Below are 16,475 nucleotides of genomic sequence, written 5' to 3'. Positions count from 1 at the left end.
GAACGGTCGCCCCAGCCCGCCGCCGCATCGGGCGAGGCACGCGGCCGGCGCGAAACACCAAAGCGGCGGACCGGCCATGCCCCTGCGCTTTCTTCTCAACGGCGAGACGGTCGAGCTGACCGACCCGCCGCCCACGCTGACCCTGCTTGACTGGCTGCGCGAGGCGCGCGGGCTGACCGGCACCAAGGAAGGCTGCAACGAGGGCGATTGCGGCGCCTGCACCGTAATGGTGACCGACGCGCGCGGCACCCGGCCGCTCAACGCCTGCATCCTGTTCCTGCCCCAGCTTCACGGCGCCGCGGTGCGCACGGTCGAGGGGCTCGCCGGCCCCGATGGCACGCTCCACCCGGTGCAGGAGGCGCTGATCGAGCATCACGGCAGCCAATGCGGCTTTTGCACCCCCGGCATCGCGGTCGCGCTGGCCGCCGCGCACCGCAATGGCGAGGCTGACCATGACACGGCCCTTTCGGGCAACCTCTGCCGCTGCACCGGCTACGCCCCCATCGTCCGCGCCGCCGAGGCCGCGGCCGCTCAACCGGGCCCCGGCTGGCTCGCAGACACCCTTCCCGACGCCCCAAGGTTCCTCTGGCCCGAAATATCCTCGGGGGTCGCCATCGGTGGCGCCATCGGTCCGAGCGACGGTGGCGCCGGGGGCGGACAGCCCCCAGGCGCGTTCCGCCCGGCCGACGCCGACGAACTCGCCACCTGGTACGAAGAGCACCCCGACGCCACGCTCGTCGCCGGGGCCACCGATGTGGGCCTGTGGGTCACCAAGGGGCTGCAGGACCTCGGCCAGGTGGCGTTTCTCAACGGCTGCGCGGACCTGCAGAAGATCGAGATTACCGACACCGAGATCCGCCTCGGCGCGGGCGTAACGATCGCCGAGCTGATGACGCTGATGCAAAGCCACCACCCGCATTTCGCGGTGATGCTCGCCCGCTTCGGCTCGCCCCAGGTGCGGGCGGCGGCGACGGTCGGGGGCAACATCGCCAACGGCTCGCCCGTCGGCGACACACCGCCGGCGCTGATCGCGCTGGGCGCCACGCTGCACCTGAGAAAGGGCGAGACGCACCGCAGCCTGGCGCTGGAAGAGTTCTTCCTCGACTATGGCAAACAGGACCGCACCCCGGGCGAGTTCGTCGAGGCGGTTTCGATCCCCCGCCAGCCCGATGCCCTGCGCTGCTACAAGCTGTCGAAACGGCGCGATCAGGACATCTCGGCGGTTTGCGGATGCTTCAGCATCGCCGTTGAAGACGGCACGATCCGATCCGCGCGCATCGCCTTCGGCGGCATGGCCGGCATCCCGAAACGCGCGGCTGCGGTCGAGGCCGCGCTCGCCGGCCAGCCCTTTGCCGAGGACACGCTCATCGCCGCGCGTGACGCCATGGCCGAGGATTTCCAGCCGCTATCGGACATGCGCGCCTCGGCCGGATACCGCCTGGCGACCGCCCAGAACATGCTGATGCGGCTCTGGCACGCGCGTTCCGGCGCGGCGAGCGACATCGGCGAGGTGGCGCCGTGAGCGTGACCAAACCCCTGCCCCACGACGCCGCGCGGCTGCACGTCACCGGCCAGGCGCGCTATGTCGACGACATCCCCGTGCCCGCGGGCACGTTGCACCTGGCCTTCGGCCTGTCGACCGTCGCCCATGGCGAGGTCACCGCGCTCGATCTCGACCGCGTGCGCGCCGCGCCGGGGGTGGTGGCCGCCTGGGGTCCAGGCGATCTGGACCCGATGCCCGATTGCTCGCCCTCGGCCCATGACGAGCCTCTACTGGCGCCCTGGGTGGTGTCCTATCACGGCCAGCCGCTGTTCCTGGTGGCCGCCGAAAGCCACCTCGCCGCGCGCAAGGCGGCGCGGCTGGCCGCGGTGGACTACGCCGAGGCGCCGGCGATCCTGACCATCGACGATGCTCTGGCCGCCAACAGCCGCTTCGAAGAGGGGCCGCGCGTCTGGGCGCGCGGCGATGCCGCCGCCGCAATCGCCGCCGCACCCCACCGCGTGGAAGGACAGATTGAGATCGGCGGGCAGGAGCATTTCTACCTCGAAGGCCAGGTCGCGCTGGCCCTGCCGCAGGAAGGCGGCGACATGGTGGTTCACGCCTCTTCGCAGCATCCCAGCGAGATCCAGCACAAGGTCGCCGATGCGCTGGGGCTGGCGATGCATGCCGTCCGTGTCGAAGTGCGGCGCATGGGCGGGGCCTTCGGCGGCAAGGAGAGCCAGGGCAACGCGCTGGCCATCGCCTGCGCGCTGGCGGCCCGCGCCACGGGCCGTCCCTGCAAGATGCGCTATGACCGCGACGACGACATGATCGTCACCGGCAAGCGCCACGATTTCCGCATTCGCTACCGCGCCGGGGTCGACGGCGAGGGGCGTCTGTCGGGCGTCGAGTTCGTGCACTACGCCCGCTGCGGCTGGGCGCAGGACCTCAGCCTGCCCGTGGCCGACCGGGCGATGCTGCATGCCGACAACGCCTATTTCCTGCCCGCCGTGCGGATCGAGAGCCACCGGCTGCGCACCCATACCCAGTCGGCCACCGCGTTTCGCGGCTTTGGCGGGCCGCAGGGGATGGTGGGGATCGAGCGGGTGATGGACCACATCGCCCACCAGCTGGGCCGCGACCCGCTGGAGGTGCGGCGCACCAATTATTACGACGCGCCCGGTGGAGAGGCGGGGGGGCCGTCTGCCCCCCCGAGCCCCCCCGAGGGTATTTCGACCAAGAAGAAGACCCGAACGCCCTACGGGATGGAGGTTTCGGATTTCATCCTGCACGAGATGACGGAGGCTTTGGCCGAGCGCGCCGATTATGCCGGGCGGCGGGCGGCGGTGGCGGCGTGGAACGCGGAAAACACGGTGATCAGACGCGGAATCGCGCTGAGCCCGGTCAAGTTCGGGATTTCCTTTACCCTGACCCATCTGAACCAGGCCGGCGCGCTGGTGCATGTCTACCAGGACGGCTCGGTGCATCTGAACCATGGCGGCACCGAGATGGGCCAGGGGTTGTTCCAGAAGGTGGCGCAGGTGGCGGCGAGTGCCTTTGGCATGCCGGTCGAGGCGGTGAAGATCACCGCGACCGATACCGGCAAGGTGCCCAACAGCTCGGCCACCGCGGCCTCGTCGGGGTCAGACCTCAATGGCATGGCGGTTCAGGCGGCCTGCGACGCGATCAGGGGACGGATCGCGGCCCATCTGGCCGAGACGCACCAGACCGAGGCCCGGCGGGTGCATTTCGCCGGCGGCCGGGTCTTCGTCGGTGACGACGAGATGTCGTTCGCCGAGGCCGCGAAAAGCGCCTACCAGGCGCGGGTGAGCCTGAGCGCGACCGGGTATTACCGCACCCCGGGGCTGGACTGGGACAGGATCGCGGGCGCCGGGCGGCCGTTTTTCTATTTCGCCTACGGCGCGGCGGTGAGCGAGGTCGCGCTGGACACGCTGACCGGCGAGAACCGCATCCTGCGCACCGATATCCTGCACGATGCCGGCGCCAGCCTGAACCCGGCGCTGGACATCGGGCAGATCGAGGGCGGCTATGTGCAGGGCGCGGGCTGGCTGACCATGGAAGAGCTGTTTTGGGACGAAAAGGGACGGCTGAAGACCCATGCGCCCTCGACCTACAAGATACCCGCCTGTTCGGACCGGCCCGACGTGTTCAACGTCGATCTCTGGCCCGGCGAGAACCGGGCCGCGACGGTCTTTCGGTCGAAGGCGGTGGGCGAGCCGCCCCTGATGCTGGGCATCTCGGCCTTCCTGGCGCTGTCGGACGCGGTTGCGGCCTGCGGGCCGGGCTACCCGGCGCTCGACGCGCCGGCAACGCCCGAGCGTCTGCTGGCCGCGATCGCGCGGGTGCGGGGATGAGCCTGGACCGGGCGGCGCTGGAGGCGGCGACCGCCGCGCATGGCCGGGTGGCGCGGGTGGCGGTCGCGCAAACGCAAGGGTCGGCCCCGCGCGAGCCCGGCGCGGCGATGCTGGTCTGGCCCGGCGGGCAGGCGGGCACGATCGGAGGCGGGGCGCTGGAATACGCAGCCGCGCGGGCGGCGCGGGCCCAGTTGGCCGATGGCCCGGCGGTCGCCGTGACGCGCCACGCGCTGGGGCCGGGGCTGGGCCAGTGCTGCGGCGGCGCGGTGACGCTGGTGAGCGAGGTGTTCGACGCGGCGGCGGTGGCGGCGCTGGCCGGCCCGGTCTTTGCCCGACCGGTGGAGCAGCGCGCGGGCGAGATGCCCCTGGCGATCCGCCGGGTCGTGGCGGGGGCACGGGGCGGACAGGGCGCGGGCGGGCCGCTGCTGGCCGGCGGCTGGTTGATCGAGCCGGTGGCGCCTGCGGCCCGGCCGGTCTGGGTTTGGGGGGCGGGCCATGTGGGCCGCGCGCTGGTGGGGGTGCTGACCCCCCTGCCCGATATCGCCCTGGTCTGGGTCGACACGGGGCCCGAGCGGTTTCCCGATCCGGCGCCGGAGGGCGTAACCTGCCGCGCGGCACCCGACCCCGCCGCACTGGCGGCCGAGGCGCCCGCCGACGCCCACCACCTGATCGTCACCTATTCCCACGCGCTGGACCTGGAGCTGTGTCACCGGCTGCTCAGCCATGGCTTTGCCTCGGCCGGGCTGATCGGGTCGGCCAGCAAATGGGCGCGGTTTCGCGGCCGCCTTGGGCAGCTGGGCCATGCGCCTGCACAGATTGCGCGCATTCGCTGCCCGATTGGGCAGCCCGAGCTCGGAAAACACCCGCAGGCCATTGCCGTGGGCGTCGCCGCCGCGCTACTAAGCGATGATACCGAGAACGTGGCCGCGGGGGACGCCGCCGGGTGACAGCGCTATTGACAGTCGAGGGCCTGACCAAGGCCTATCCGGGCGTTCTGGCCAATGACCGCGTATCCTTCGAGGTCGCGCCGGGCGAGGTGCACGCGCTGTTGGGCGAAAACGGCGCGGGCAAGTCGACGCTGGTCAAGATGATCTACGGCCTGGTCACGCCCGATGCGGGCAAGATGCGCCTCAACGGCGCCGCGTTCGCCCCGCCCGAGCCGCGGGCCGCACGCGCCTCGGGCGTGGCGATGGTGTTTCAGCATTTCTCGCTCTTCGCGGCGCTGAGCGTGGCCGAGAACGTGGCGCTTGGCATGGAAGACCCGCCGCCGATGGGAAAACTGGCCGCGCGCATCCGCGAGGTCAGCGAGACCTACGGCCTGCCCCTGGCGCCCGACCGGCTGGTGGGGGATCTGTCGGCGGGCGAGCGGCAGCGGGTGGAGATCGTGCGCTGCCTGTTGCAGGACCCCAAGCTTCTGATCATGGACGAGCCGACCTCGGTGCTGACGCCGCAGGAGGTGGAAATCCTGTTCGCCACGCTGCGGAAACTGGCCGCCGAAGGCACGGCGATCCTTTATATTTCGCACAAGCTGGAGGAAATCCGCGCGCTCTGCGACCGGGCGACGATCCTGCGGCTGGGCAAGGTGGTGGCCAGTTGCAACCCGCGCGAACGGTCCGCGGCCGAGCTGGCCGAGATGATGGTGGGTACCAAGCTGACACCGCCCAGCCGGACCGAAACCCAGCCGGGCGAGGTGATGCTGAAGGTCGAGGGGCTGAGCCTGCCCTCGTCCAACCCGTTCGGCACCAGCCTCAAGGACGTCACCTTTTCGGTGCGCGCCGGCGAGGTGCTGGGCATCGGCGGCGTGGCGGGCAACGGCCAGGACGAGTTGCTGGCCGCATTGTCGGGCGAGGCACCGAGCGCCGGTGGCGCGGTCTCGCTGCACGGCACGCCGATCGGGCGGCTGGGCCCGCTGGAACGCCGGCGCATCGCGGTGCTGGCCGCGCCCGAGGAACGGCTGGGCCATGCCGCGGCGCCCGACATGAGCCTGACCGAGAACGCCATGCTGACCGCGGCCGAACGCGAGGGGCTGGCGGTGAACGGGTTTTTGAAATGGCCCGCGGCACGGGCCTTTGCCGAGAAGGTGATCGAGGCTTTCGATGTGCGCACCCCCGGCCCCGGCAACGCGGCGCGCGCGCTGTCGGGCGGGAACCTGCAGAAATTCGTGATCGGGCGCGAGGTGTTGCAGCGCCCCGAGGTGCTGGTGGTCAACCAGCCGACATGGGGCGTGGATGCCGCCGCCGCCGCGGCGATCCGGCAGGCGCTGCTGGACCTCGCTGCCGGCGGAACCGCCGTCGTGGTGATCAGCCAGGACCTGGACGAACTGATGGAAATCGCCGACCGCTTTGCCGCGCTCAACGAGGGGCGGCTCAGCACGCCGCGGCCCACAAGGGGCCTCAGCATCGAGGAGATCGGCCTGATGATGGGCGGCGCCCATGACATGGAGGTGGCCCATGTCGCCGAATAGCACCGGGGCGCACGCATGATACGGCTGGAAAGACGCCCGGCGCCCTCGCGCGCCTGGACGGTGGCGACACCGCTTCTGGCGGTGGCGCTGACCATGGTGGCCGGAGGGCTGCTGTTCGCAGCGCTTGGGAAAGACCCGGTCGCCGCGATCCGCACGATTTTCTGGGACCCGCTGTTCAACGACCAGTTCGCTGCCTATTCCCGGCCGCAACTGCTGGTCAAGGCGGGGCCGCTGATCCTGATCGCGATCGGGCTGAGCCTGGGGTTTCGCGCCAATATCTGGAATATCGGGGCCGAGGGGCAATACATCATCGGCGCGATCTGCGGCGCGGGCGTCGGGCTGGCCTTTTACCCGTCGGAATCGTGGCTCGTGTTCCCGCTGATGGTGATCGCGGGCGGGTTGGGCGGCTGGGCCTGGGCGATGATCCCGGCGATCCTGAAGACCCGGTTCCAGACCAACGAGATCCTCGTCTCGCTGCTTTTGGTCTACGTGGCCGAGCAGATCCTGGCCTCGATGTCGCTGGGGTTGATGCGCAACCCCGAGGGCGGCGGTTTTCCCGGCAGCCGGAACTTCCAGCAATACCCGGCCGCCTCGAACCCCGAGCTGATCGCGGGCACGGGCATGCATTGGGGCGTGGTCGCCGCCTTTGTCGCGGTGATCGGCGCCTATGTGCTGCTCAACCGGCACATGCTGGGCTTTCACATCCGTCTGACCGGCCAGTCGCCGCGCGCCGCGCGCTTTGCCGGCGTGCGGCCCACGCGGCTGGTGCTGTTCTGTCTCGGCGCGTCGGGCGCGCTGGCCGGGCTGGCGGGCCTCTTCGAGGTGTCGGGGCCCGCGGGCCAGATCAGCATCGACTTCAACCAGGGCTACGGGTTTACCGCGATCATCGTGGCCTTCCTGGGCCGGCTGCACCCGGTGGGTATCTTGCTTGCGGGGCTCTTGATGGCGCTGACCTATATCGGCGGCGAACTCGCGCAATTCATGCTGGGCCTGCCGGCGGCGGCGATACAGCTGTTCCAGGGGATGCTTCTGTTCTTCCTGCTGGGCGTCGACGTGCTGTCCAATTTCCGCATCCGGCTGGGCCGGAGAGAGGCCGCCTGATGGATCTTTCCGCAATCAACCCGGTGATTCTGATCGCCTCGCTCATGGCGGCGGCGACGCCGATCCTGCTGGCGGCGACGGGCGAGCTGGTGGTCGAGAAATCGGGTGTGCTGAACCTCGGGGTCGAGGGGATGATGATCACCGGCGCGATCTGCGGCTTTGCCGCCGCGGTCGAGACCGGCAGCCCCGCCCTGGGCTTTGTCGCCGCCGCTTTGGGCGGCGCGGCGCTGTCGCTGATCTTCGGGTTTCTCACCCAGGTGCTGATGTCCAACCAGGTGGCCACGGGGCTGGCGCTGACGCTCTTCGGCCTCGGCCTCTCGGCGCTGATCGGGCAGGGCTACGTGGGGATCAAACCGCCGGGCACGGCCGCGCTGAACCTCGGGCCGCTGTCGGACATCCCCGTCATCGGCCGTATCCTGTTTTCCCACGACCTGATGGTCTATCTCAGCCTCGCGCTGGTGGCCGGCGTCTGGGCCGGCTTGCGCTATACCCGCGCCGGGCTGGTCCTGCGCGCGGTGGGCGAAAACCACGACGCCGCCCATGCGCTGGGCTACAAGGTGGTGCGCCTGCGGCTGGCCGCCATCGCCTTCGGCGGCGCCATGGCAGGACTGGGCGGCGCCTATCTCAGCCTCGTGCGCGTGCCGCAATGGACCGAGGGCATGACCGCCGGCGCGGGCTGGATCGCGCTGGCCATTGTCGTCTTCGCCAGTTGGAAGGCGCCACGGGTGCTGCTGGGCGCCTACCTGTTCGGGGGCGTCGCGGTGCTGCAGCTCAATCTGCAGGCCGCCGGCCTGGCCGTGCCGGTCGAGGTCTTGTCGATGTCGCCCTATCTGGTAACGATCCTGGTGCTGGTCATCATGTCCGCCGACCGCTCGCGCGCGGCGATAAACGCGCCCGCCTCGCTGGGGCGGCGTTTCCACGCCTCGAGCTAGGGGCGGTAAAACCTTCCGGGCATGTCGCCCGCCAACAACACGGGGAAAGCGAATCATGAAACTGACTTCCATTCTGGCCGGCGCCGCGCTGGCGCTGGGCCTTGCGGGCGCCGCGACCGCCCAGGACAAGACCAAGGTGGGCTTCGTCTTCGTCGGCCCGATCGGCGACGGCGGCTGGACCTACGAGCACAACCAGGGCCGGCTGGCCGTGGAAGAGGAATTCGGCGACGCGGTCGAGACGATCTATCAGGAAAACGTGCCCGAGGGCGCCGATGCCGAGCGGGTGCTGACCCAGATGGCCCTGTCGGGCGCCGACCTGATCTTTACGACCTCATTCGGGTACATGGACCCCACGATCAACGTGGCGCAGAAATTTCCGGACGTGAAATTCGAACACGCCACCGGCTACAAGCGCGCCGATAACGTCGGCACCTATTCCGCCCGCTTCTACGAGGGCCGCGCGGTGCAGGGCCATATCGCGGGCAAGCTGACTGAGTCCAACATCATCGGCTACATCGCCTCCTTTCCGATCCCCGAGGTCATCCGCGGCATCAACTCGGCCTATATCCATGCGAAAAAGGCCAACCCCGATGTCGAGTTCAAGGTGATCTGGGCCTACACCTGGTTCGACCCGGCGAAAGAGGCCGACGCGGCGCAGGCGCTGATCGAACAGGGCGCAGACGTGATCCTGCAGCACACCGATTCCACCGCGCCCCAGGCCGCCGCCGAGAAGGCCGGCGACGTCTATACCTTCGGCCAGGCCTCGGACATGGCCGAATACGCGCCGATGCCGCGCGTGAGCTCGATCATCGACAACTGGGCGCCCTACTACATCGACCGCGTGCAGGCGGTGATCGACGGCACCTGGGAAAGCGACGACACCTGGGACGGCATCGGCCCCGGTATGGTCGGCATCGGCGAGATTTCCAGTGCCGTGCCCGAAGACGTCAAGGCCGAGGCGCTGGCCCTGAAAGAGGCCATCGCCAATGGCGACTACCACCCCTTCACGGGGCCGCTGAACAAGCAGGACGGCACCGCCTGGCTGGCCGAGGGCGAGACCGCCGATGACGGCACGCTGCTGGGCATGAACTTTTATGTCGAGGGGCTGACCGGGTCGATCCCGCAGTAAGGCCGACAGCGGCCCGGGGGCGCTGCCCCCGCCGCCGCATCCGCGGCGGCTCCCCCGGGATATTTCGGGCCAGAAGAAAACGGCTGAAGGGTGGGTGAAACCCCACCCTTTTTTCATGTTCGGGAACGGTCGGTTTGCGGGCGGGCTGAACCCGCATTGCGCGCTTGCCCCCGTGCTGTCGCATCAATTTGCAGGGCGCGATGACATGCCGCCGCGGAAAAGTTGACCGCCTGGCAGCGCCGGCTGTTCCATCGCCCGGCGGCTGCGGCTAGCTTTGCCGCATGGAGAACGATTTTCTGGTTATCGGCGGCGGCATCGCCGGGGTTTCGGTGGGCGCGCGGCTGTCGCATCTGGGCCGCGTGGCGCTGGTCGAGGGCGAGGCGGGGCTGGGCTACCACGCCTCGGGCCGGTCGGCCGCGCTGTTCGACGAATGCCTCGGCGCGCCACAGATCGTCGCGCTCAACCGCGCCAGCCACGCCTACCACGCCAGCGCCAATGGCGGCGTGCTGTCCGACCGCGGGCTGATGGTGGTGGCACGGGCGGAGGATGCCGCGCTTTTCGACCGTGACCGCGCGCATATGGGGCTCATCCCTCTCACCCCCGAAGAGGCGCGGGCGCATGTGCCGATCCTCAACCCCGAAACGGTGGCCCATGCCGGGCTGAACGAGAACGCCTGGGACCTGGACACCGACCGGCTGATCCAGAATTTCGCGCGCGAGATCAGGGGCAATGGCGGCATTGTACGCACGGGCGCGCGGGTGACGGCGATCGCGCGCACCGGCGCCGGCTGGCAGGTCGAGGCAGGCGGCGAGACCGTCGCGGCCCGGGTGCTGGTCAACGCCGCCGGCGCCTGGGTCGACGAGGTGGCCGACATGGCCGGCGTCGCCCGCCTGGGCTTTACCCCGATGCGCCGGTCGATGGCGCGGTTGCCCGCGCCCGGCGGGCATGACCTCGGCACCTGGCCCATGGTCCTGGGCGCCGGCGAGCGGTGGTATTGCAAGCCCGATGCCGGCAAGCTGCTGGTCTCGCCCGCCGAGGAACACCCGCAGCACCCCCACGACGCCTGGGCCGACGACATGGTGCTGGCAGAGGGCCTGGCCCGCTACGAGGAAATGGTCACCGAGCCCGTGACCCGGGTGGAAACCAACTGGGCCGGGCTGCGCACCTTTTCGCCCGACCGGCTGCTGGTCATCGGGTTCGACCCGGCCGAGCCCGCATTCTTCTGGCATGCGGGCCAGGGCGGCGTGGGCTTTCAGACCGCCCCCGCGGCCAGCCGGCTGGCCGCCGACATCGTGGCCGGGCGACCGCCCGAGATCGACGCCGAAATCGCCGCGCGGTTTTCGCCGGCGCGGTTTGCCTGACATGGCCCGGCGGCTGACCCTGCCCGACACCGCCTCGGCCGCCGAACCGCGCGAGGGCGGGCGGCTGCACGCACCGTCGGCCCGGCGCAACGCCGCGGCGATCTGCGCGGCGATCGCAGAGCACGCCCCCGAAACGGGCCGCGCGCTGGAGATCGCCAGCGGCACCGGCGAACACGCCGCCGCCATCGCCGCGTGCAAGCCGGGGCTGACCTGGCAGCCCACCGATGTCGACCCGGCGCGGCTGGCCAGCATCGACGCCTGGGCCGCCGACGCGGGATGTGGCAACCTCGCGCCCGCGCGGCTGCTCGACGCGACCGAGGCCGGGTGGGGCGCGGCCGAAGACCCCTGGGACCTGATTTTCGCCAGCAACATCCTGCATCTCGTCAGCGACGCCGAGGCCGAAACCCTGATCGCCGAGGCGGCCCGGGCGCTGGCCCCCGGCGGCCTCTTGATGATCTACGGGCCCTTTCGCCGGCCCGGCGGCTTTGCCAGCTCGGGCGACGAAGCCTTTCACGCCAGCCTGACCGCGCAGGACCCCGAAATCGGGTACAAATCGACCGGCGATGTCGCCGCCTGGTGCGCCCGCGCGGAACTTGTCCACGAGGCCGAGCTGCCCATGCCCGCCAACAACTTGACGCATCTGGCAAGAAAGCCCCGCTGACTTGACCCCGATCAAGGCTTGTGCGTCTGCGAAATGCTCAGACGGCGAGAACGGACAACCAAGGAGACCCTCATGGACTGGACGCAAAAACGCGATGGCACCAAGGACCAGCTGCGCCGCCTGAACAAGGCAATCCCCGACACCACCAAGGCGTTCAGCGGGCTCGGCAAGGCGGTCAAGGAAGGCGGCACGCTGGATTTCAAGACCAAGGAACTGGTCGCCATGGGCATGGCCATCACACTGCGCTGCGAGGCCTGCATCGTGCTGCACATGGAGGCGCTGGTGCGCGCCGGCGCGACCCGCGAAGAAGTGGGCGACGTCCTGTCTATGGCCATCCAGATGGGCGGCGGTCCGGCCATGATGTATGCCGCCGAGGCGATAGAATGCTACGATCAGCTGACCGAGGAGAAGGCCCAGGCCGCCGAATAGGCCCGCCTCACACCACGGCGAGGTAATCCGTCCCGCTGGCCGAGGGGTACTCGGCCGGCGGATAGGCCGACGGGTCTTTCCTGAGCTGCGGGAACCGGTCGAACAGGGACGTACGCTCGGCCAGCCCCAGCCCGGCGATCACCCGTGCGCCGGGCGCGAGGCTTTCCACCGGAAGGCCGTTGACCAAGAGCACCTGCGGGCTGTCGAAAACAAAGTGATAGAGTGTCACCGCGGCCGGCGCGCGGTCGATGAAGGCCGCGTCGGACGTGCCGGCGATCTCGCGCGCGGGGACCAGCGCGGCGCGGTCGTCGGGCCAGGCCGCCAGCCGCCAGCCGGGTATCAGCAGGCGGTGATCCGGCGCCACCAGCAGCGCGGATTGCGGCATCATCGGGCCCAGCGCGCGCGGCATCAGCCGCACCGGGGCGCGGTCGGGGTGGCGGGCGACCTCGTCTGCCGTCAGGCGGCGCTGCCAGACCAGGCGCACCGGCTGCAACCCGCCGGTGCGGGTGACGATCATGTCGCCATTGCGCACGAACTCTACCCGGCGCGGGCCGCAGGGGGTACGCAGGTTGGCCCCCTCGGCCACCCCGCCGGGAAAGGCCGGGCCGCCGCCGGGCGGATCTATCTTCTGCAAAAGGCTCATCAAGACCGACTCGCTTTGTGGCGCATCGTTCACAAACTGACGTGCATTTGCGGCGGCAATTGGGAGAGGCGATGCCGGGCGAGAGACAATCGCGCCGCAGGTCGGGCCATTGTCTCGGGGCGCGACATAGCCGCAACCTGCGAGATTGCGCCGCGCCGGGCTTGGCAGCGGGTGAGCCCATGCCTAGCTGAATATCGACACTTGGAAAGGAGTCACGACAATGCCCCGCCACGCCCTCGGCCTTATCCTCGGCCTTGCCTTCGCGGCGCCCGCGCTCGCCCAGCAGGGCGTGCCCGGCGAGCGTTTTCTCGAAGTCTGGGACCTCGACCAAAGCGGCGAGGTCACGCTGGAAGAGATGAAAACCCAGCGCGGCACCGTCTTTTCGATGTTCGACACCAACGAAGACGACATTCTCGACGCCGAGGAATACAGCTATTTCGACGAGGCCCGTGCCAACGACGTGGGCGCGCAGGCCGCCGCCGGCGGGCGCAAGCTGCAGCGGCTGGCCAACGGCCTGTCGCTTGCCGCCAACGACGCCGACGGCGACGGCCAGGTGACGCGGGCAGAGTTCATCGCCGGCACCGAAGGCTGGCGCGACCGGGCAGACCGCAACGGCGACGGCGTGCTCAGCGCGGCGGATTTCGGTCCGGGGCGCTGACCGCCCGGGCCCAGCCCGCGCGATCGACCCCGCGGATCAAAAGCCACAGGCAAAACGCGGCCTCGGCCAGCAGCGGCAGCGCATAGGCCGGGGCAAAGGCCCCCGACAGCCCCGGGGCCACAAGCCGCAGTGCGCTGCCCGTCAGGTAAACCGCCCCCGCCGCGGCCAGAAGCGCCCCCAGCCACCGCGGCAAATAACCCGAGCGCCACACCAGCAGGCCGAGCAGCCCGCAGGCCACGCCGAAAAACGCCAGCCCGGTATCGTAACCCAGCCCGTGCGCGGCCAGGAGCAGCGCGGCCAGCCCCTCGCCGCCGTCACCGGCCACACCGTCCAGCGCCAACAGCGCAGCCTGCGACAGGATCAGCGTCATCCCGACGATGGCCGTCTGCGCCAGGCGGAACACCAGCGCCGCCAGCGACAAGATCGCGCCGACCGGCCGCAGCAGCACGAAAAGCAGCACCCCCAGCCCGGCATCGGCCAGCCCCATCGCCGCGTCCGCCGCCAGCCCCAGCCGGAACCGCCCCTCGGCCGCGCCGATATTCGCCGCCGTCGCCGCCGCATCGCCCGGCACGATCAGCGCCTGGCGCACCGCCAGTTCCGCCAACAGCCCGCAGACGATCACCACGAGGTACAAAAACCCCGCCCACCGGGCGAGCTTGACGGCCGTTTCGGGGGCGAGGGCCCTTGTCATGCGTCGACGCGGATGCGGGCGTTCTTCGGGTCGTAGGGGCAATCCTCGGTCACCTCGGCGTCCCACAGATCGCCCAGCATCCGGACCTTCAGCCTGGTGCCCGGCACCGCCAGATCGGGCCGCACGTAGCCCATGCCGATGGATTTGCCGAAGGCCACCGAATGGCCGCCCGAGGTCAGCCGGCCCACGCGCGTGTCGCCATCATAAAGCGCCTCGCGGCCCCAGGGGTCGGCATAAGCCGGCCCGTCGATCAGGAAGGTCGCGCATTTGCTGCGGATGCCGGTTTCCTCCATCGCCGCCTTGCCGTGGAAGTCTTTCGACAGGTCCACGAACCGGTCCAGCCCGGCCTCCAGCGGCGTCGCGTCCCGCCCGAGTTCCGTGCCGAAGGCGCGATAGCTCTTCTCCTGCCGCAGCCAGTTCTGCGCCCGCGCGCCCACCAGCCTCAGCCCGTGGGGCCCGCCTGCCTCCATCAGCCGGTCGAACAGGTAGTTCTGCATCTCCATCGGGTGGTGCAGCTCCCACCCCAGCTCGCCCGTATAGGCCACGCGCAACGCGATGGCGGGGCACATCATCAGCTCGACGTCGCGGCCCGAGAGCCACGGGAAACGCGCGTTCGACAGCGCCGTGCCCGGTTCGGCGTCGCGCACCAGCGCCGCCAGGATGTCGCGCGATTTCGGCCCGGCCAGCGCGAAGACACCGTATTGCGAGGTGACGTCGGCCAGGTAGATCGGGCCGAACTCGGCCATCTTGTCCTCGATCGCCTTGATCAGGAAATCCTGGTCATAGGCCTGCCAGGCCCCGGCGGAGACCAGGTAATAGGCATCCTCCGCCCGGCGCAGGATGGTGTATTCGGTGCGTACCGTGCCTGCGGTGGTCAGCGCATAGGTCAGATTCACCCGGCCCACCTTGGGCAGGCGGTTGCTGGTGAACCAGTCGAGGAAGGCCGTCGCGCCGGGCCCCTTGATGACATGCTTGGTAAAGGCCGTGGCGTCGATCATCCCCGCGCCTTCGCGGATCGCCCTGGCCTCGTCCGCCGCGTATTGCCACCAGCCGCCCCGGCGGAACGACCGCGCCTCGTGGTCGAAGGTGTCGGGCGCATCCGCGGGGCCGAAATAGTTGGGCCGCTCCCACCCGTTCACCTGCCCGAACTGCGCGCCCAGCGCCTTGACCCGGTCGTAGCAGGGCGCGGTTTTCAGCGGCCGGCAGGCGGGGCGTTCCTCGTCGGGGTGGTGCAGGATGTAGACATGCTCATACGCCTCCTCGTTCTTGCGGGCGGCGTATTCGGTGGTCATCCAGTCGCCGTAGCGCCTGGGGTCGAGCGAGGCCATGTCGATCTCGGCCTCGCCGTCGTCCATGAGCTGGGCCAGGTAATGCCCCGCACCGCCGGCGGCGGTGATGCCGAAGGAAAAGCCCTCGGCCAGCCACATGTTCCTGAGGCCCGGCGCGGGGCCGAGCAGCGGGTTGCCGTCAGGCGTGTAACAGATCGGGCCGTTGTAATCGTCCTTCAACCCGACCTCTTCCGAGGACGGTATGCGGTGGATCATCGACATGTATTCCTCTTCGATCCGCTCCAGATCGAGCGGGAAGAGGTCGGCGCGAAAGCTGTCGGGGCAGCCGTATTCGAACCGGGCCGGCGCGTTCCGCTCATAGGGGCCCAAGATCCAGCCGCCGCGTTCCTCACGCACGTACCACTTGGCGTCGGCATCGCGCAGGACGGGATGTTCGGGGTTGCCTTCCTTGCGCCATGCCACCAGCGCCGGGTCAGGCTCTGTGACGATATATTGGTGCTCGACCGGGATCGCGGGGATCTTGAGGCCCAGCAGTTGCGCGGTGCGCTGGGCGTGGTTGCCGGTGGCGGTGACGACATGCTCGGCGGTGATGACCGTTTGCTCGTCGGTCGGCACCAGGTTGCCGCCCTTCTCGGCCATCTTGGTGACGGTCACCCGCCACTCGGACCCTGTCCATTCATAGGCGTCGACCTGCCATTTCCGTTCGATCGCGGCACCGAACTGGCGCGCGCCCTTGGCCATCGCTTGCGTCACGTCGGCGGGATTGATGTAGCCGTCGGTCGGATGGTAGATCGCGCCCTTCAGGTCCTCGGTGCGCACCAGCGGCCAGCGTTCCTTGATCTCTTGCGGCGTCATCCATTCATAGGGTACGCCCACGGTCTCGGCCGTGCTGGCGTAGAGCATGTATTCATCCATCCGCGCGTCGGTCTGGGCCATGCGCAGGTTGCCGACCACGTAGAAACCGGGGTTGAGCCCGGTCTCGTCCTCCAGCGTCTTGTAGAACTTGATCGAGTAGTCGTGGATATGGGTCGTCGCGTAGGACATGTTGAAGTAGGGAAGCAGCCCGGCCGCGTGCCAAGTGCTGCCGCTGGTCAGCTCGTCGCGTTCCAGCAGCATCGTGTCCCACCCGCGCTTCGCCAGGTGATAGGCGATCGAGGTGCCGACGGCGCCGCCGCCGACGACAAGGGCTTTGACATGGGTCTTCATGGCCGGAACTCCCGCAAGACGTCTTTCCGCCCACAGTTATGCGCAAATCGCCGCGC

14 protein-coding genes are annotated in these 16,475 nt (G+C 69.6%); 11 read left to right on the top strand and 3 right to left on the bottom strand.

Annotated features, from left to right (window positions below; all coding sequences use genetic code 11):
- Nucleotides 1-76 precede the first annotated feature (76 nt).
- The 10 genes from xdhA (at nucleotide 77) to Ga0609869_RS08375 (ending at nucleotide 11,932) form a co-directional block, all read left to right on the top strand.
- Nucleotides 77-1,522: a xanthine dehydrogenase small subunit gene (gene xdhA, locus Ga0609869_RS08420; protein WP_125408652.1), complete on the top strand. Its 1,446-nt coding sequence runs from the start codon at nucleotides 77-79 to the stop codon at nucleotides 1,520-1,522.
- Entirely contained in the window at nucleotides 1,519-3,855 is a 2,337-nt protein-coding gene (xdhB, locus tag Ga0609869_RS08415; protein ID WP_125408651.1) for a xanthine dehydrogenase molybdopterin binding subunit, read from the top strand. Before xdhA ends, xdhB begins: the two co-directional genes overlap by 4 nt.
- Nucleotides 3,852-4,802, top strand: a complete 951-nt coding sequence (gene xdhC, locus Ga0609869_RS08410; protein WP_125408650.1) for a xanthine dehydrogenase accessory protein XdhC — start codon at nucleotides 3,852-3,854, stop codon at nucleotides 4,800-4,802. The genes xdhB and xdhC overlap by 4 nt, the downstream gene beginning before the upstream one ends.
- Complete coding sequence (locus Ga0609869_RS08405) at nucleotides 4,799-6,319, top strand: ABC transporter ATP-binding protein (protein WP_125408649.1); 1,521 nt, start codon at nucleotides 4,799-4,801, stop codon at nucleotides 6,317-6,319. The genes xdhC and Ga0609869_RS08405 overlap by 4 nt, the downstream gene beginning before the upstream one ends.
- 15 nt (nucleotides 6,320-6,334) lie before the next feature.
- Nucleotides 6,335-7,420, top strand: a complete 1,086-nt coding sequence (locus Ga0609869_RS08400) for an ABC transporter permease (protein WP_125408648.1) — start codon at nucleotides 6,335-6,337, stop codon at nucleotides 7,418-7,420.
- Nucleotides 7,420-8,352: an ABC transporter permease gene (locus Ga0609869_RS08395; RefSeq protein WP_125408647.1), complete on the top strand. Its 933-nt coding sequence runs from the start codon at nucleotides 7,420-7,422 to the stop codon at nucleotides 8,350-8,352. Before Ga0609869_RS08400 ends, Ga0609869_RS08395 begins: the two co-directional genes overlap by 1 nt.
- 55 nt (nucleotides 8,353-8,407) lie before the next feature.
- Complete coding sequence (locus Ga0609869_RS08390) at nucleotides 8,408-9,481, top strand: BMP family ABC transporter substrate-binding protein (protein WP_125408646.1); 1,074 nt, start codon at nucleotides 8,408-8,410, stop codon at nucleotides 9,479-9,481.
- A 281-nt stretch (nucleotides 9,482-9,762) separates the two neighbouring features.
- Nucleotides 9,763-10,842: an NAD(P)/FAD-dependent oxidoreductase gene (locus Ga0609869_RS08385; RefSeq protein ID WP_125408645.1), complete on the top strand. Its 1,080-nt coding sequence runs from the start codon at nucleotides 9,763-9,765 to the stop codon at nucleotides 10,840-10,842.
- A 1-nt stretch (nucleotide 10,843) separates the two neighbouring features.
- Nucleotides 10,844-11,503 carry a DUF938 domain-containing protein gene (locus Ga0609869_RS08380; protein ID WP_125408644.1) on the top strand — a complete coding sequence of 220 codons (660 nt, stop codon included), beginning with the start codon at nucleotides 10,844-10,846 and terminating at the stop codon, nucleotides 11,501-11,503.
- 72 nt (nucleotides 11,504-11,575) lie between these two features.
- Complete coding sequence (locus Ga0609869_RS08375) at nucleotides 11,576-11,932, top strand: carboxymuconolactone decarboxylase family protein (protein ID WP_125408643.1); 357 nt, start codon at nucleotides 11,576-11,578, stop codon at nucleotides 11,930-11,932.
- Nucleotides 11,933-11,939: 7 nt separating this feature from the next.
- Here Ga0609869_RS08375 and Ga0609869_RS08370 read toward each other — a convergent pair whose 3' ends face one another.
- On the bottom strand, nucleotides 11,940-12,575 hold the full coding sequence (locus tag Ga0609869_RS08370; RefSeq protein ID WP_125408642.1) for a Hint domain-containing protein: 636 nt from the start codon (nucleotides 12,573-12,575) through the stop codon (nucleotides 11,940-11,942).
- A 220-nt stretch (nucleotides 12,576-12,795) separates the two neighbouring features.
- Between Ga0609869_RS08370 and Ga0609869_RS08365 the strand changes: the two genes are divergently transcribed.
- A complete protein-coding gene (locus Ga0609869_RS08365) occupies nucleotides 12,796-13,233 on the top strand; it encodes an EF-hand domain-containing protein (RefSeq protein ID WP_125408641.1) in 438 nt (145 codons plus the stop codon).
- On the opposite strand, the gene Ga0609869_RS08360 is transcribed toward Ga0609869_RS08365, so the two are convergent.
- Both Ga0609869_RS08360 and Ga0609869_RS08355 read right to left on the bottom strand, forming a co-directional pair.
- Nucleotides 13,202-13,924 carry a DUF4386 domain-containing protein gene (locus Ga0609869_RS08360; protein ID WP_125408640.1) on the bottom strand — a complete coding sequence of 241 codons (723 nt, stop codon included), beginning with the start codon at nucleotides 13,922-13,924 and terminating at the stop codon, nucleotides 13,202-13,204. The two genes, Ga0609869_RS08365 and Ga0609869_RS08360, sit on opposite strands and share 32 nt — an antisense overlap.
- Nucleotides 13,921-16,419, bottom strand: coding sequence for a GcvT family protein (locus tag Ga0609869_RS08355; protein ID WP_125408639.1), 2,499 nt, complete (start codon nucleotides 16,417-16,419; stop codon nucleotides 13,921-13,923). Before Ga0609869_RS08355 ends, Ga0609869_RS08360 begins: the two co-directional genes overlap by 4 nt.
- Nucleotides 16,420-16,475: the final 56 nt, after the last annotated feature.

The organism is Rhodovulum iodosum (assembly GCF_041020385.1).
Taxonomy (GTDB): domain Bacteria; phylum Pseudomonadota; class Alphaproteobacteria; order Rhodobacterales; family Rhodobacteraceae; genus Rhodovulum; species Rhodovulum iodosum.
The sequence above is the reverse complement of the archived record's forward strand: the minus strand, read 5'-3'. Positions and strand labels throughout refer to the sequence as shown.

Coding starts and splice junctions, on each gene's coding strand:
- Ga0609869_RS08375 (WP_125408643.1), top strand. CDS start 11,576: ATGGACTGGACGCAAAAACGCGATGGCACCAAGGACCAGCTGCGCCGC.
- xdhC (WP_125408650.1), top strand. CDS start 3,852: ATGAGCCTGGACCGGGCGGCGCTGGAGGCGGCGACCGCCGCGCATGGC.
- Ga0609869_RS08360 (WP_125408640.1), bottom strand. CDS start 13,924: ATGACAAGGGCCCTCGCCCCCGAAACGGCCGTCAAGCTCGCCCGGTGG.
- Ga0609869_RS08380 (WP_125408644.1), top strand. CDS start 10,844: ATGGCCCGGCGGCTGACCCTGCCCGACACCGCCTCGGCCGCCGAACCG.
- Ga0609869_RS08390 (WP_125408646.1), top strand. CDS start 8,408: ATGAAACTGACTTCCATTCTGGCCGGCGCCGCGCTGGCGCTGGGCCTT.
- Ga0609869_RS08385 (WP_125408645.1), top strand. CDS start 9,763: ATGGAGAACGATTTTCTGGTTATCGGCGGCGGCATCGCCGGGGTTTCG.
- Ga0609869_RS08370 (WP_125408642.1), bottom strand. CDS start 12,575: ATGAGCCTTTTGCAGAAGATAGATCCGCCCGGCGGCGGCCCGGCCTTT.
- Ga0609869_RS08355 (WP_125408639.1), bottom strand. CDS start 16,419: ATGAAGACCCATGTCAAAGCCCTTGTCGTCGGCGGCGGCGCCGTCGGC.
- Ga0609869_RS08365 (WP_125408641.1), top strand. CDS start 12,796: ATGCCCCGCCACGCCCTCGGCCTTATCCTCGGCCTTGCCTTCGCGGCG.
- Ga0609869_RS08395 (WP_125408647.1), top strand. CDS start 7,420: ATGGATCTTTCCGCAATCAACCCGGTGATTCTGATCGCCTCGCTCATG.
- xdhA (WP_125408652.1), top strand. CDS start 77: ATGCCCCTGCGCTTTCTTCTCAACGGCGAGACGGTCGAGCTGACCGAC.
- Ga0609869_RS08400 (WP_125408648.1), top strand. CDS start 6,335: ATGATACGGCTGGAAAGACGCCCGGCGCCCTCGCGCGCCTGGACGGTG.